At 65.2% G+C, this 14,132-nt stretch carries 11 protein-coding genes; 2 read left to right on the top strand and 9 right to left on the bottom strand.

Annotated elements, in window-relative coordinates:
• Nucleotide 1: 1 nt before the first annotated feature.
• Both E4P29_RS06195 and E4P29_RS06200 read right to left on the bottom strand, forming a co-directional pair.
• On the bottom strand, nucleotides 2–2,140 hold the full coding sequence (locus E4P29_RS06195) for a S9 family peptidase (protein WP_135042857.1): 2,139 nt from the start codon (nucleotides 2,138–2,140) through the stop codon (nucleotides 2–4).
• Nucleotides 2,137–3,021, bottom strand: a complete 885-nt coding sequence (locus E4P29_RS06200; protein ID WP_135042859.1) for a phosphoribosylaminoimidazolesuccinocarboxamide synthase — start codon at nucleotides 3,019–3,021, stop codon at nucleotides 2,137–2,139. The genes E4P29_RS06195 and E4P29_RS06200 overlap by 4 nt, the downstream gene beginning before the upstream one ends.
• Before the next feature lie 63 nt (nucleotides 3,022–3,084).
• Between E4P29_RS06200 and E4P29_RS06205 the strand changes: the two genes are divergently transcribed.
• On the top strand, nucleotides 3,085–4,503 hold the full coding sequence (locus tag E4P29_RS06205) for an MDR family MFS transporter (protein ID WP_135042861.1): 1,419 nt from the start codon (nucleotides 3,085–3,087) through the stop codon (nucleotides 4,501–4,503).
• Nucleotides 4,504–4,569: 66 nt separating this feature from the next.
• Nucleotides 4,570–5,763 (top strand): FAD-dependent monooxygenase, encoded by a 1,194-nt coding sequence (locus tag E4P29_RS06210; protein WP_135042863.1) that lies wholly within the window; start codon nucleotides 4,570–4,572, stop codon nucleotides 5,761–5,763.
• Here the strand turns inward: E4P29_RS06210 and E4P29_RS06215 are convergent.
• From E4P29_RS06215 to E4P29_RS06245, 7 genes are all read right to left on the bottom strand, one after another.
• Complete coding sequence (locus E4P29_RS06215; protein ID WP_135042865.1) at nucleotides 5,760–6,653, bottom strand: siderophore-interacting protein; 894 nt, start codon at nucleotides 6,651–6,653, stop codon at nucleotides 5,760–5,762. The two genes, E4P29_RS06210 and E4P29_RS06215, sit on opposite strands and share 4 nt — an antisense overlap.
• Before the next feature lie 79 nt (nucleotides 6,654–6,732).
• The gene (locus tag E4P29_RS06220) at nucleotides 6,733–7,542 is read right to left on the bottom strand and encodes an ABC transporter ATP-binding protein (RefSeq protein ID WP_135042867.1); all 810 of its coding nucleotides are present in this window, start codon (nucleotides 7,540–7,542) and stop codon (nucleotides 6,733–6,735) included.
• Nucleotides 7,539–8,600 carry an iron chelate uptake ABC transporter family permease subunit gene (locus E4P29_RS06225; RefSeq protein ID WP_135042869.1) on the bottom strand — a complete coding sequence of 354 codons (1,062 nt, stop codon included), beginning with the start codon at nucleotides 8,598–8,600 and terminating at the stop codon, nucleotides 7,539–7,541. Before E4P29_RS06225 ends, E4P29_RS06220 begins: the two co-directional genes overlap by 4 nt.
• Nucleotides 8,597–9,670, bottom strand: coding sequence for an iron chelate uptake ABC transporter family permease subunit (locus tag E4P29_RS06230; protein WP_135042871.1), 1,074 nt, complete (start codon nucleotides 9,668–9,670; stop codon nucleotides 8,597–8,599). Before E4P29_RS06230 ends, E4P29_RS06225 begins: the two co-directional genes overlap by 4 nt.
• Nucleotides 9,667–10,971, bottom strand: coding sequence for a SidA/IucD/PvdA family monooxygenase (locus E4P29_RS06235; RefSeq protein WP_135042873.1), 1,305 nt, complete (start codon nucleotides 10,969–10,971; stop codon nucleotides 9,667–9,669). Before E4P29_RS06235 ends, E4P29_RS06230 begins: the two co-directional genes overlap by 4 nt.
• A 135-nt stretch (nucleotides 10,972–11,106) precedes the next feature.
• On the bottom strand, nucleotides 11,107–12,978 hold the full coding sequence (locus E4P29_RS06240) for a siderophore-interacting protein (protein WP_135042875.1): 1,872 nt from the start codon (nucleotides 12,976–12,978) through the stop codon (nucleotides 11,107–11,109).
• 70 nt (nucleotides 12,979–13,048) lie between these two features.
• Complete coding sequence (locus tag E4P29_RS06245) at nucleotides 13,049–14,122, bottom strand: ABC transporter substrate-binding protein (protein ID WP_245154186.1); 1,074 nt, start codon at nucleotides 14,120–14,122, stop codon at nucleotides 13,049–13,051.
• Nucleotides 14,123–14,132 lie beyond the last annotated feature (10 nt).

Raw genomic sequence — 14,132 nt, forward strand, 5'->3', positions numbered from 1 at the left:
GCTACGAATTTCCACTCACATGGGCACCGGTCTTCTCGACGATCCAGGCGTACTCGAATGCCGCTTCTTTCCATTTCTCGTAGCGTCCGCTCACGCCGCCGTGTCCGGCGCTCATTTCGGTCTTGAGCAGCAGATCCGAGTCCCCCGTCTTCGTGGCACGCAGGGCCGCAACCCATTTCGCGGGCTCGACGTACAGGACTCGGGTGTCGTTGATGGACGTGATCGCGAGGATCGACGGGTAGTCCTTGGCCTCGACGTTCTCGTAGGGGCTGTACGACTTCATGTATTCGTACACCTCCTCGTCCGCCAACGGGTTACCCCACTCGTCCCATTCGATGACCGTCAGCGGCAGCGACGGGTCGAGGATGGAGGTGAGTGGGTCGACGAACGGAACGTTGGCCAGGATGCCGTTGAATAGCTCGGGTGCGAGGTTGGCCACCGCACCCATCAGCAGTCCGCCTGCGCTACCGCCGTCGGCAACCAGATGCTTCGGTGAGGTACGGCCGGTGTCGATCAGATGCTGTGCGGCAGCGACGAAGTCGGTGAAGGTGTTCTTCTTCTTCAGCGTCTTGCCGTTGTCGTACCAGTGGCGACCCATCTCGCCGCCGCCGCGCACGTGTGCGACGACGAAGACGATGCCGCGGTCGAGCAGAGACAACCTCGCGACCGAGAACGACGGGTCCATCGATGCCTCGTACGATCCGTAGCCGTACAGCAGCGTGGGAGCAGGCCCCTCGGGGACGTCCTTGCGAGCGATGACCGACAGCGGAATCTGTGTTCCGTCCGGCGCGGTCGCCCACTCCCGGTGCTGCACGTAGTCGCCGGCGTTGAACTCACCGAGAACCGGCTGCGATTTGCGGAGCAGGAGCTCACCACTGGCGATGTCCAGGTCGTACACCTGACCGGGGGTGATGAACGAGGTGTAGACCATCCGCAGCAGCGGCTGGTCCCATTCCGGGTTCGAGCCCGCACCGACGGAGTAGAGCTCCTCGTCGAATTCGAGCTCGCGGTACTCGCCGTATCCCTCGTCGGTCAACGGCCAGATTGCCATGCGAGTCAACGCTTCTCGGCGATAGGTGAAGATAAGGTGGCTCGCGAAGGCATCGATGTCCTCGACTCGGACGTCGTCGCGGTGTGGAACCAGAATGCGCTGATCGAGTGGATCGCTGACCGGGGCCTCGGCGAGCAGGAAGTTCTCGGCCTTCTCCCCCTCGGTGCCCCAGCCGTTGACCGAGCCGTTGTGGGTGATCAGGAAGCGATCCTCACCGGCCACGACAGCGTGTTCGATGCTGTACTCGATGCCGTCCGTGCGCGGCAGTACGACACGGAATTCGCCCTCGGGATCGGTGGATTCCAGGACGAGGCATTCGGAGGTGATCTTGGAGCCGACCCAGATCATCAGGTACTTCTCGCTACGGGTGGAACCGAATCCGACCCAGTAGCTCTCGTCGGGCTCGTGGAAGACCTTGACGTCCTCGGCCTTACCGAGCGTGTGCCGCCAGACGGTGTCGGGACGCCAGGACTCGTCGACCGTCAGGTAGAAGACATGCGTGGCGTCGGCGGTCCAGGTGGCACCCGGCGCGACGTTCTCGATGGTGTCGGCCAGCAATTCTCCGGTTTCGAGGTTCTTGAAGCGCAGTGTGTACCGCTCGTCGCCCTCGGTGTCGGTCGAGTACGCCAGCAGCGTGCCGTCGAGGCTGATCGAGAACGCACCGAGGGAAAAGAAGTCGTGCCCCTCCGCCTCGACGTTGGCGTCGAGCAGAACCTGCTCACCGGGAACGTCCACGTCGGAAGACAGCGTCGGCGGTGTCCAGTCGTCGGGAGAGTCGACGGGGCAACGGCATTGGAGGCCGTACGACTTTCCCTCGACGGTGCGCGAGTAGTACCACCACTGGCCCATGCGCGTCGGCACGGACAGGTCGGTCTCCTGGGTTCGCGATTTGATCTCGTCGAAGATCTTGCCGCGGAGTGATTCCAGTCCGGCCGTCTGCTGCTCGGTGTAGGCGTTCTCGGCCTCGAGGTAGGCGATCACCTCGGGGTCTTCCTTGGCGCGCAACCACTCGTAGTTGTCGATGAACGTATCGCCGTGATGGGTGCGCTCGAGCGGCACCTTCCTGGCAACGGGCGGGGTGATCGTCATGGCGTGACCCAATCGTCGAAGTTCAGGCCCGAGATGCGCTCGTAGGCCTCGATGTAGCGGCTGCGGGTCGCGGCGACGATGTCGTCCGGCAACGGTGGTGGCGGGGTGTCGGATGTGCGGTCCCACCCGGATTCACCGGTCAACCAGTCGCGGACGAACTGCTTGTCGAAGCTCGGCTGGATGCGACCTTCCTCGTACGAATCGGCAGGCCAGTAACGGGACGAGTCGGGAGTGAGCACCTCGTCGGCGAGAACGAGATTGCCGTCGGCGTCGGTCCCGAACTCGAACTTGGTGTCCGCGAGAATGATTCCGCGTTCCAGAGCGAAGTTGGCTGCACGCGAATAGATCTCGATGGTGTCTTCGCGAAGTTTGAAGGCGAGCTCGGCACCGACCAGTTCGACGGCCTGGTCGAAGGTGATGTTCTCGTCGTGCTCGCCCAGTTCGGCCTTGGCGGCAGGAGTGAAGATCACCTCGTCGAGTTTGCTCGATTCGATCAGGCCGGGCGGCAGTTCGACGCCGCACACCGCTCCGGTCGCGTTGTAGTCGGCCAACCCGGATCCGGTGAGATAGCCGCGAGCCACGCACTCGATCGGCACCATGTTCAGCTTCTTCACCACCAGGGCGCGGCCGAGCAGTTCGGCGGGGATGCGTTCGTCGAGCGGATCACCGGCCAGGTGGTTGACGCCGCCGAGCTCGGTGAAGAAGAACACGCTCATCGCCGTCAACACACGTCCCTTGTCCGGGATCGGGGTGTCGAGGATGTGGTCGTAGGCCGAGATTCGATCGCTCGCGACGAGCAGCAGATGCGCGTCGTCGATCGTGTACAGATCGCGGACCTTGCCGCCGGCCAGATGCTCGTAGCTACTCAGTGATGGTCGCACGAGGCTCAACACTATCTGGGCCGGTGCCGCCACGTCGGCGGGCAGGGATCACAATGAGTAGCAATGGCAACGACCGAATCGACCCCGGACATCGGATTCCGCTCCGAACGCGGTCCCATCCTGATCGCGCTGATGCTCAGCTCGTCGCTGGTTGCGCTGGACGCGACGATCATCGCCACTGCGGTGCTCACCATCGTCGGCGACCTCGGCGGGTTTGCGCAGTTCCCGTGGTTGTTCTCGATCTACCTGCTGGCACAGGCTGTCTCGGTGCCGCTCTACGGCAAATTGTCCGATCTGTTCGGGCGCAAGAAGATCATGGTGTTCGGCATCGCGGTGTTCTGCTTGGGCTCGATTCTGTGCGGCCTGGCGTGGAGCATGCCTGCTCTGATTGCATTCCGCGCGATTCAGGGACTCGGCGCGGGTGCCGTACAGCCGATGTCCATCACCATCGCAGGCGACATCTACACGCTGCCCGAGCGCGCCAAGGTGCAGGGCTACCTGGCCAGCGTGTGGGCGATCTCGTCGGTGCTCGGCCCCGCCCTCGGTGGCGTCTTCTCCGAGTATCTGTCGTGGCGGTGGATCTTCTTCATCAACATTCCGCTGTGCGCGGTGGCGGCGTTCATGTTGCTGCGCAAGTTCGAGGAAGGCGCAGTCGAACGCGCCAAGCCGAAGATCGACTACCTCGGTGCCGCTCTGCTCACTGTCGGCGCGACGATGGTGCTTCTCGGCCTGCTCGAAGGCGGCCGATCCTGGGCCTGGGGTTCGCCGATCAGCATCGCGATCTTCGTCGTGGGCTTCCTGCTGCTGGCGGTGTTCGCATGGGTCGAGTCCCGCGCCGAGGAGCCGATCCTGCCGCTGTGGGTGTTCACCCGGCGGGTGCTGGTGGTCAGCAGCTTCATCTCGTTGCTCGTCGGCGCATTGATCCTGGGACTGACGTCCTACGTCCCGACCTTCGTACAGGGCGTGTTCGGCACCGGAGCCATCATCGCGGGTTTCTCGCTGTCCACGCTGACCCTCGGCTGGCCGATAGCGGCATCCCAGTCCGGACGGGTGTACCTGCGCTTCGGCTTCCGCACGACGGCAGTGGTCGGCGGTTCGATCGGGATCGTGGGTACGGCACTGACGACTCTGCTCGACGCCGATTCGCAGATCTGGCACGTCGCGGCGATGTGCTTCGTCATCGGCCTCGGCATGGGGTTGATCGCGAGCCCCACATTGATCGCCGCGCAGTCGAGCGTCGATTGGGCCGAACGCGGTGTCGTCACCTCCACCAACATGTTCGCCCGCTCGCTCGGTAGCGCCGTCGGCGTCGCGGTGTTCGGTGCCATCGTCAACGCCCGTGTGTCCGGGGATCCAGAGCCCGAACAACTGTCCGACGCCATCCATCTGGTCTTCATCGGAGTGCTGGTCGCCGCCGTCCTGATGACCGTCGCTGCGGTGTTCATGCCCAAGCGCGCGGCCCAGGTGAGCGAAACTTCGTAGCAGAGGTCGAGTTTCCGTGCACGACCGATGGGTTGAACAACCGAGGGCGGGGGCACTCCGGAACCCATGACCGAACGCGTGCTCGTCACCGGTGCCAGCATCGCCGGCCCCACCGTCGCCTACTGGCTCGACAAAGCCGGATACGACGTCGTCGTCGTCGAGCGCAGTCCGCAGCTGCGACTGGGCGGCCAGAATATCGACGTCCGCGGTAGTGGACGCGAGGTGCTGCGACGCATGGGCCTGGAGCAGACCCTGCTGGCCAACGGCACCACCGAGAAGGGCACCAGATTCGTCGACGACTCCGACGCCACCATCGCGGCCTTTCCGGCCGGAGACGGATCACACGACGGACCGACGGCGGAGATGGAGATTCTGCGCGGCGAGTTCGCGCGAATTCTCGTCGAATCTGCCGGTCCGCGAACGCACTACCGGTACGGCGATCGTGTCGTCGACGTGGCTCAGGATGCCGACGGCGTCGATGTCACGTTCGCGTCGAACGCACCGGAGAGGTTCGACCTCGTCCTGTTCGCTGACGGAATTCGTTCCAGCAGCCGCGAATTGGCGTTTCCCGGCGAGACGGAGACGACTCCGGTCGGCCTGTACACCGCCTACGGGGTCTTGCCGAAGGAACCGAGTGACGACGGCTGGTGGCGTTGGTGCAACGCCACCGGATCCAGGGTCGCCAATCTGCGCCCGGACAACCTCGGCACGACGCGTTTCAGCCTCTCCTGGGTGTCCGACGACGGCGGGTACGAAGGCGCGTCCACCGAGCAGGTGATTGCCGCCTTGCGAGCGACGTTCGCCGACGTTGGCTGGGAAGTGCCCCGAATTCTCGACTCGCTCGGCCCGGATTCGGAACTCTACGTCGACTACCTCGCGCAGGTGAAGGCTCCACGCTGGTCGAACGGCAGAATCGGCATGCTGGGCGACGCTGCGTGGTGCGCAACGCCATTGAGCGGGATGGGCACCACGTTGTCGGTCACCGGGGCCTACGTGCTCGCCGGGGAACTCGCCCGCGCGCGCGATCATCGCGCCGGGTTCGAAGCCTTCGAGGCTCGCATGCGGCCGTTCGTCGAGCAGGCTCAGAAGCTGCCACCGGGAGTTCCCCGCGTCGCGCATCCGAAAACGACTGTGGGAGTAGCTGCTTTTCGCACCGCGCTGCGCCTGGCCGGATCGAAGCCGGTTCAAGCGGTCACGAGCAGATTCCTCGGCCCCGACGCGGCGACGCTGGAATTGCCCGACTACGAATTTCGGCGCTAGAGCCCGACCCGCTCGAGCAGCGCGTCGAATGCCTCACTGGCTTCCTGCTCGGTGCGGCCGGATTCGATGACGCCGTTGTACACAGCGAGCGCCTCCTCCTGGTACTGCTTGTACTTTTCGAGCCACTTCTCCGAATCTGCGCGCCAGTACCCGATGATGTCGAAATACTTGTTCTCGTAGCCCAAGTCCTTACGGAAGTACTTGCGTACTCGACGCGAGGACGACGCCTCACCGGCGAACCACACGTAGCCGCGTTCCTCTGGTAGCGGGTATGCGAGCACCGCGTCGTCGAGAACGCTTGCGCTGTCACCGTTTCCGGATCCGATACGCCAATCGAACGTCACGTCGGCGGCTGTCTCGAACGTCTGGATGTCACCGCGTTCGAGTACCTCGACAATCGCGTGTGCGCGGGTGCCTGCGGGCAACTGTTCGATCAGTCGGCCCAACGCCGGAACCCCAGTCATGTCGGCCACCAGCAGCAGCCAATCGACGTCGGCGGGCGGTGAGTACCACGACCGCGGGCGAGTGAAGAGCACTGTCTGACCGGGAGTGGCCTGCTGAGCCCAAGTGGCCGCGACGCCACCCTCGTGTGCGAAGAAGTCGATGGTCAATTGGCCGCGGTCGGGATCGGCGCGTCGGATCGTGTAGTTCCGGCCCTCCGGCGCGTTCTCGAGGCCATGGAACCACCACAGGCCGTCGACCTCGGTCATCGGCGGCGGGGCCGACTCGCCTTCGCGCGGAAAATAGACCCCGACGCACTCGTCGGGTGCTCCGAGCGTGCGATAACCGGCGACGTGCTCGCCGCCGAAGGTGACGCGCACCATGTGCACGGTGAGCTGCTCCACCGCAACGACGTCGGCGTAGTGGAAACCACGCTGCTGATCGGTCATCTTCGTCCTCGATACATCTCTCGTCCGACTGTGCGAGAACCCTCAGGCTAACTCGGCGGCATTTCTGTGCAATTCTAAACTAAGCCTTGCCTAGCCTGCCAGCGGCCACCTTGGGTATTACCAACGGGGTGTGCGATTCCGGATCGTCGATGATGCGGCACGGCAGTCCGAACACCGCCTCGACCAACTCGGCGGTGACGATCTCGGCCGGCGGACCTTCGGTGACCACGGCGCCGTCCCTCATCGCGATGATGTGGTCGGCGTATCGACATGCGTGGTTGAGATCGTGCAACACGGCGACGAGGGTGTTGCGGTTGTCGCGGGGCAGTGTGGCCAGCAGGTCGAGCAGTTCGATCTGGTGCGCGATGTCCAGAAACGTCGTCGGCTCGTCCAAGAGCAGCAGGGGCGTCTGTTGCGCGAGAACCATTGCCACCCATACTCTCTGCCGCTGTCCACCGGACAGTTCGTCGACCGGTCGGGCCGACAGCGACGTCACTCCGGTCGCATTCATGGCCTCCACCACCGCGGCCTCGTCCGCGACGGACCATTGCCGGATCAACTTCTGATGCGGATAGCGTCCTCGCGCAACGAGATCGGCCACCGAGATGCCGTCCGGCGCGGTGGAGGTCTGCGGCAGGAGCCCGAGCCGGCGGGCGACCTCCTTCGCCGGGTACGACGAGATGGACTTGCCGTCGAGCAGTACTGCCCCGCCGGTCGGCTTCAACAGCCGCGACAACGCGCGCAACAGTGTCGATTTACCGCAGGCGTTCGGCCCGACGATCACGGTGAACTTGCCGTCGGGAATGTCGACGGTCAGCTTCTCACTGATGATTCGCTTGTCGTATCCGACGGTGATGCCGTCTGCGTACAGGCGTGGCCTCGTGGTCATTGCTTCCGCCCTTCTCGTGCCAACAACCAGACGAAGTACGCGCCGCCCACACAGACCGTCACCACACCGACCGGAAGCTGAGTGGGTGCAAAAACTCGTTGCGCTGCAACGTCACTGACGATCAGGAGCAGAGCGCCCATGCATGCCGCGGGAACCATCGCCACCGACGAAGTACCGGTGAGTCGCCGAGCCAACTGCGGCGCGGCGAGCGCAACGAACGAAATCGGCCCCGCTGCCGCCGTGACCAGTGCCGTGAGGGCGACCCCGAGGATCACCAGCATCAGACGCGTCGGCTCGACGCGGATTCCGAGCGCTCTCGCCGCGTCGTCACCCATCTCGAGTACCGGTAGCCGCGTCGACAGCGTCGCCGCCACGGGGGTGACGACAGCCAGGGCCACAAGAACGGGAACCACCTGCGGCCACCCCAGCCCGTTGAGTGTGCCCGCGCCCCAGACGGCGGCTGCGATTGCTTCGGAGACATCGGCTTTCACCACGAGCCAGGTATTGACGGACGCCAGGACGGCACTGACCGCGATACCGACGATGATCAATCGAAAGCCCTGCACCCCGCGCTTGTAGGCGAGCACGTACACCACGGCGGCGGCCACCAGTCCCCCGACGAGCGCGCCCGTTCCGGTCCGGTAGTAACCGCCGCCGAGGGTGAGGATGACGACGAGAGCGCCGGTGTACGCGCCGGTCGAGAAGCCGATGATGTCCGGGCTGCCCAACGGATTTCGCGTCAACGACTGAAAGATCGCACCCGACACCCCCAGGGCTGCTCCGAACAGGAATGCCAGAGCAACCCGGGGGAACCGCGACTGCATCACGACGATCTCGGTGATGCGCGGAGCGTCGCCGAACACCGCCGCGAGCACCTGGCCCGGTGGAACGTGGTAATCGCCGGTGCCGATCGCGAGGACCGCAACAACCGCGGTCACCGACAGCAGGGCCGCGCAGACGAGGACCGTACGAACGTCGATTCGTGCGCCCAGCACTGTGCGAACGATCCACACCCTTCTGCCGAAGTCGATGTTCCCGGCGCGCGGTGCCCCGTTCACAGCCCGCTCGCTTTCTTTCGGCGGACCAACAGGATCAGAACGGGAGCCCCGACGAAGGCGGTGACGATACCGACCTGCAACTCCCCCGGCTCGAGGACGATTCGGCCGATGACGTCGGCGAAGAGCAGCAGTGCCGGCGCCGCGAACACGGTGTAGGTCAGAATCCACCGTTGGTCGGGCCCGACGAACCAGCGCACCATGTGCGGCACCATCAGCCCCACGAACCCGACCGGTCCCGCCGCCGCAGTCGCCGCGCCGGCCAACAGCGTCACGGCAATCACACCGACGGTCCGCGTCCGAAGCGCATCGGCACCCAACGACCGGGCCAGCTCGTCGCCCAGTGCGATCGCATTGAGCGGACGCGCGACGAGCGCCGCAAGACACAGCCCCAGTGCGACGAACGGGCCGGTCGCCGCCGCGATGTCGAGCCCTCGACCCGCCAACGAGCCTGCGCCCCAGAACCGCATCCTGGCGAAGGAGTCCGGGTCCAGCAGCAGCATCCCGGAGGTGACGCCGCCGAGCACCGCACCGAGGGCAATCCCGGAGAGCGTCAAGCGAATCGGAGTGGCACCCGCTCGTCCCACCGAACCCAACGCGTACACCGCGACGGTGGCGAGAACGGCACCGACGAACGCGAACCACACGTAGAAGCGAACGTCGGTCACGCCCAACACCCCGACTGCGATGGCGACGAAGAGTGCCGCTCCGGCATTGACGCCGAGAATGCCCGGGTCGGCCAACGGGTTGCGCGTCATCGCCTGGATCAGCGCACCCGCGACGCCGAGCGCGGTACCGACGAGCACACCGAGCACGGTCCGCGGAACTCGGAGCTCGCGGACGATCACGGCGTCGGTGGAACCGTTCGAAGACCACAGCGCGTGCCACACGTCACCGACAGCGATGTTCTCCGCTCCCACAGCGATACTCACCAGGCACAGAATCGCGAGGACGGCGACGACGAGTATCAGACCGGCGGTCCTGCCGGCATCGGTTCGGGCCAGACCACCGACGAGAGCCGGAACATCGCTCTGTTCCGGCTCGTCGCCCGCAGTGGTGCCTACCCGATTCACACCACCGAACGCACCCTCGCACCCACCGCGGACTTGACGATCTCACCGCTGCGCACAGCGATGTTGGACAGCAGAGAGGACGTCAGACCGTGGGTGTGCTCGGTGCCGCCCTGCAGGTAGATCGAACCCGCTCTCGATCCGCGCGTGACGAGCCGGTAGTCCCGTGTCACGCGAGGACCGTGCGCATCGAATTCGACGGCGTCGAACAACGGCCCGAGGATGTCGGGCAGATCGAGGGACGTGAAGCCGGTGGCATAGACGACAGCGTCGCACAGCACGTCCTCGGCCAATCCTGTCGGCCCGTGTTCCACCGATGCCCGCACGCCCGACGCCTCCTCCGTGACATCGGCCAGTCGGGAGGCTCCGTGGACGAACAGCCGTCGCGCTCCGCTGACCCGCTCGGCGTACTCCCGCGCGTACAGCTCCTCGATCAGGGGCAGGTCTACGGCGGAGTAGTTTGTTCCGCGGTGATAGTGCAGCAGCTGATCGCGCAGAGAATGCGAGGACGAGTAGAAGTCGTCGACGGCGGTCGGATCGAAGATGCGGTTGGCGTAGGGGCTGTCGTCGGCCGGGCTGTACCCGTACTTGCGCAGTACCGCATGCACCGATGCGTCTTGGTAGGTGGAGTGCAGGTAGTCGACCACTTCGGCTGCGCTCTGCCCGGCACCGACGACGACGAACGTGCGGTGGTTCCGCGACGGCAGCCGGTCGAGGTGGCCGAGTAGGTCGTGATTGTGGAATTGCCGCGTCGACGCGGTGACCCCGTCCGGCAGGGCCGCGGTCAAGCCGCCGGCGAGCACGATGTTGCGACCGCGGACGGTCCCGGTGCGCCGCCCCTCGGTCCGGACGCCGTAACCGTCACCGGTGTCGACGACCGCGGACGCCCGCGTGCCGTAGTGCACCGTGGCGTCGACTTTGCCTGCGGCCCAGGACAGGTAGTCGTGGAACTCGAGCCGGCTGGGGAAGAACGTCTGCAGGTTGATGAAGTGGTTGAGCCGACCCCGTTCGGAGAGATACGACAGAAACGTGTACTCGCTGCTCGCATTGCGCTGAGTGGCAAGGTCTTTGAGGAAGGAGATCTGCATCGTGGTTCCCGGCAACAACATTCCGGGGTGCCAGGCGAACTCGTCCTTCGACTCGACGAAGCACGACGTCAGGCGCTCGGCCGGCGCACACTGTCGATTGTGTTCCTCGATCGCGATGGCCAAGCCCAGGTTGGAGGGTCCGAAGCCGACTCCGACGATGTCGTACTCGATGTCTTCGGTGAGGTCGTATTCTCGCGAGTTGTCGTCGACAGTCATTGTGCAAGCGCTCCTGACGGTGAATGGGTCCATGACCGCGTTTGTGCGCGCAACGAAAGTGCCTGGATATCCGCGCACGCCTTCAGTAGGCAACGCTAACCTAACTACGGAACTATCACAACAGCGTCGCGGGTGTCAGGGAGCACGTTGCAGATCGAGCACCGTCGTACCCCAGCCGATCGAGGTCGTTGCCGTGACCCTCAGCCCGGCAGCGGCTGCCACGGAGGCGAATTCGGCTTTCGTTCGTACACCGCTACCGTGCATGCAGAGCATCAGCAGATCGAATTCCAACTGGTCCTCGTCGAACGACCCGTCGTTGAACAGTCGCTCGACGACCACCAGTTTTCCGTTGTCGACCAATCCAGTTGCCGCGTTGCGCAACAGCAGTGCGAGGTCTTCGTCTCGATAGTGTCCGGTGACCTCGAGCAACAGATACGCGTCGAATCCGTTCCCGTGCTCCACATGCGGCTCGGACATGACGCTCTGCGGGTGATTCACCACTCGCACTGCGAATTCGGGCCATTTCCCGAGGTCACGTCGAATCAAGTGGAGTTCGCTGGGCAACCCGAGTACGCCCGCCGATACACCGTCGTACCGGGAGAGAACGGAACCGAGCACCACTCCCGATCCTGCGCCCGCCACCAACGGGGACGAGACCCCGTCGAGCGAATAATCCTGCACCAGAGCAGGACCCAGGAACGCGGCTTCGTCGGCGACGTGGTTGTGATGCAGTTCGGTGAGCCGCGGGGACGCCTCGAGGTCCTCGGCCAACGTGTTGCCGGTCAGCAGGCTCGCGCTGGCGTTGCCGGTCCGCAGGCTGTCCAGCAGACCTGTGATCGACAGTTCCACCCGTGCCTCGATCCCGTCCAGGTCCAGCCAGTGCGAGATCCAGTCGTCGCCGAGCATCGCCTCACCGATATCGCCGAGAATCAGATCACCGGTGGAGTTCTCGGCGAGGACGTCGACGGCACGCAGATAGCGCACGAATTTCGCGAGGGCGCGCGCGTCCGTCTCGGTGGCTTCCGCCAGCGATTCGACGGAGCACGCCCCTCGGGACACGTGCAACGGGATACGTAATGTGTTGGCCGCCCTGAAAGCGAAGGGCGACAGGATTTCCGCACGTTCGGCGAGCCTGTCGAACGGCTCGGACTCGCCGCCGCCGAGGTCGGGCACCTCGGGATCGTCGGCGCGGGTCGGAACCTCAGCGCGACGCCAGTACCCGGTGACGTCGACCATCTCCGGCGGCAGGCCGCGATCCTCGCGCAGGTAGCGTCGGATTCCTTTGAGAGCGGTCGCTTCCCCTGCCACCCAGGCGAACACCGTTCCGTTCCACCAGGGTGCCGCCCGCACCGCACTGTCGAGCAAGTCGCCGGTGCCTGCGGTGACGCCGTCCCGGTGGACCCACGTGATCTCGGCGTCGGCGGCCGTCGGCAACGGCAACTCTCGCTCGATGTCGGCGACCTCCACGAACACTCGAATTCGCTGACCTGGCAACGCCTCTTGGAGATACCGAGCGATGGCCGGTAACGCGGTCTCGTCCCCGACGAGCAATACCCAGTCGACACCGGCCGGGGCACGGCCCGACCGCACCGGTCCGAGCAGGGTGATGGAGTCGCCGACGCGACAACGCCGACCCCACGTCGACGCGATGCCGGTGTCGTGGGTGACGAAGTCGAGAGTCACCTGCGCGGTCTCGGGATCCATGCTGCGCACGGTGTAGTTGCGGGTCACCGGACGCGGATCACGCGGCCATTCGACGGTGCGCTCGTGCTGGGTCGGAAGCACCACCGTGCCGTCGGTCTCCGCCGGGAAGAACAACCGAACGAAGTCGTCGAATCCTTCGCTGCGCAACGCTGGGAACCGGTATTCGCCGCGCGAGAACTCCCGCAGCTGCGGCCCACCCAACACGATCCGGCGCATACCCGAACCCAGCTGACGTGTATCGATCACCGTTGCCGTACGCAGGACTTCGGGAAAGACGACCTGAAGTCGATGGGACCTTGCCACGGTGGAACACGCTCCTGTCGTCGAAAGTGAATACGCCTGTGCTCGCGTCGAGTGGGCCGCCCGAGTGCTGTCAGCCCTGAACGTTCTCGGCGGCAGTGTTCAGCGCCGAGGCCACGTCGTCGAGGATGTACGGGATCGTCAGCACCGTCAGACCACCGAACGCGAAGTTCTTGTCGGCACTGAGGGCCTCGGTGGAGGCGGTACGTCCCTGCGCCAGTACGGGCTGCGAGGCCACGGCGGGTTCGGCCAGGAACCCTGCGAGCGATTCCTTGTCGTACGCCACGACGAACAGCACGTCCGACTTCAGCAACGACGCCTGTTCGAGGCTGAGCTCGAAGTACACGGCCTCGGGGTCCTCGGCCGGGTCGGCCTGTTGGATGGTGGGCTCGTTGACGAGACCGAGCTGCTCGAGGAATTCGACTCGCACGTCGTCGTCCTTGCTGACGGCGAAGGTGCCGGGTGCGTTGGGCAGTGCGACGGTGACGGTCTTGCCCTGCAGCGCAGAGTATTTCGTGGCCTCATCGGCGATCGAGCCCTCGACTCCGGAAACCAGGTCGGCTGCCTCCTTCTCCTTGCCCAGCGCCTTGCCCGCGATGGTCAGCTGGTCCTCCCACGAGGTGGTCCACTGCTTGTCCGGGTACGCGACGACGGGCGCGATGTCGGAGAGCTTGTCGAACTCCTCCTGGCTCAATCCCGAGTACGGCGCGAAGATCAGATCCGGTGCGGCGGCAGCGAACTGCTCGACCGGAACCGCTCCGGTGCCGTCACCGGAGAGCAGCGTCGGCGCGTCGCCGCCCAGGTCGGCGAGAGCCTTCGCGTCCCACGGCAGAACGCCGCGGTCGTCCGCACCGTACTGGGCACCGTCGAAGGTCGGCATCGCAACGGGTACGACGCCGAGGGCGAGAATCGCGTCCTGGTTCGACCAACCCCAGGTGGCGATCCGCTTCGGTGCCTCTGGGATCGTCGCGGATCCGAGAGCCGAGTCGATCGTGACCGGAAATGCGGACTCCTGCGCAGACGTCGTGGAGTCGGCGGCAAGCGTCTCCTCGGTGTCACTGCTGCATCCGGCGGCGAGGGCGATGGTCAGCCCTCCGGCGAGCGCGATCGACGCGGCGCTCCTCATCCACTTCGTACGAACCGTCATCGTTCTTCGG

The sequence above is a fragment of the Rhodococcus sp. 1R11 genome, from assembly GCF_004563845.1.
Taxonomy (GTDB): domain Bacteria; phylum Actinomycetota; class Actinomycetes; order Mycobacteriales; family Mycobacteriaceae; genus Rhodococcoides.